This window comes from Aminobacter sp. P4_H6_2 (assembly GCF_056400805.1).
In genome coordinates, this window is record NZ_JBFUKO010000904.1 from 1 (window position 1) to 1,595 (window position 1,595).

At 58.2% G+C, this 1,595-nt stretch carries 1 protein-coding gene; it reads right to left on the reverse strand.

The features are described from left to right. Window positions 1–259 precede the first annotated feature (259 nt). Window positions 260–1,595, reverse strand: a 1,336-nt coding sequence (locus tag AC1DUU_RS31500; protein ID WP_476787225.1) for an ABC transporter substrate-binding protein, incomplete at its 5' end; no start/stop codon positions are given.

Sequence of the window (1,595 nt, forward strand, 5' to 3'; positions counted from 1 at the left end):
GCTTCAGGAAGGTCGCGTGGTTTAGGAATATTCCCGGGAGTTGCTGGCTGTCAGTGGTGACGGTTAGCCTTAGCGTTGCCCGCATATGCATGAGTGAGATACGCGCGTGCGCTCGATACGTCGTTCCTCCTGCGCTGCTGCAACAGACGCACGTTCCTCCTGACGCACCGCCTAGTTTGGTTCGTCGCCTTCGAGTATAGGTTCGCCCAAATCGGTCGCGTCCAGCCGGCGCCGCAACGGGCGCCGGCTTGTTCTCAGTTCAACGTTCGAGCCAGAGATTGGTCCAGTCGCCTTCGACACCCAGCGCATAAGGCTGGTAGTTTTGCACCGCCCCGCTGCGATATTTCGGGTTTTTGTTGGCGATCAGCGGAATGACAGGCACGTCCGCCATCACGAGCTCATCGACTTCGGACCACAACTTGCCGGTCTCTTCCGGTGTCGTGGCATTGATCGCCTTGGCGGCGATCTCGTTGGCCTTGGGGTTGTTGTAGTCGGTGTAGTTGTAGGTTTGGTGCGTGCCGTTGAAGGTAAACTGCGGCTGGAACACGGAGCGTGCCGCGCCACCTAACCATTGTGGCGTCCAACCCGCAGGTGCGATATCCCAAATGCCGTCTTTCGTATTGACCGGGTTGGTCATGAATTTGGAATAATAGTCGGCGGCGGTGACCGGGCTGAGCTCCAGCTTGATCCCGGCGCGTGCCATGCTCGCCTGAATCGTGGCGGCCGTGGTCACTTCCATATCTTTACTGCGATACGGCATCTTGAGCGTAATCCCATCCCGAAACCCGGCCTCGGCGAGCAACTTCTTCGCCTTTTCGGGATCGCCCTTTGAATCTGGCGACGGATAGAGCTCGAACTTGTGATTTCCTAGCACGCCGAGACCGAAGATGCCGCCGACTGGCTCGGCGACTGCCGAGCCGCCCCACTGCTGTGCGACCGCCGCCTTGTCGACCGCATAGGCCAGCGCCTGACGAACCCGCAGATCCTTCAAAGCGCCGTTGTTGTTGTTCGATACGGTGTTGATGAACAAGAAATTGGTATTGCCGGCTGACATGGGCACCAGTTTCTCGTCCCCGCTGGCGACAAGCGTTGCCAGGATCGCGGTCGGAACATTGATGTCATAGGCGAGATCGGCGTCGCCAGACTGCAGCTGCTGCATGATAGCGTCGGGCTGCATGCCCATGGTGATCTCAATCTCGTCCACATACGCTTTGCGGAGAGGATCGCTCTCAACATTCCAGGCGGGATTGCGCACCAGCTTGAGGCTCGTATCGGGCGTGTATTCGCCGATCGTGTAGGGACCGCTGCCGATGTAATGAGCCCGATACTCCAGGCTGTCCGGAACATAATCGAGCGTCTCGATGGGAGCTGGCGCTGAATTGGGCAGCGTCAACATGTAGATGAAATCGCCTGCCCGTTCCTTGAGCTTGAAGACGACAGTCTGCTCATCCGGTGTCTCGATGCCAGTGACGTCGTTTTCCTCGATGAATTTTTTCATCGCCGCAACGGTCGGCTCGACCTTGGCAAAGCCATCGCAGAACTCGGAAAGCCCGGAAATCAGCGCCGTAAAATAGGTGAGCGTGGCCGCTTGCATG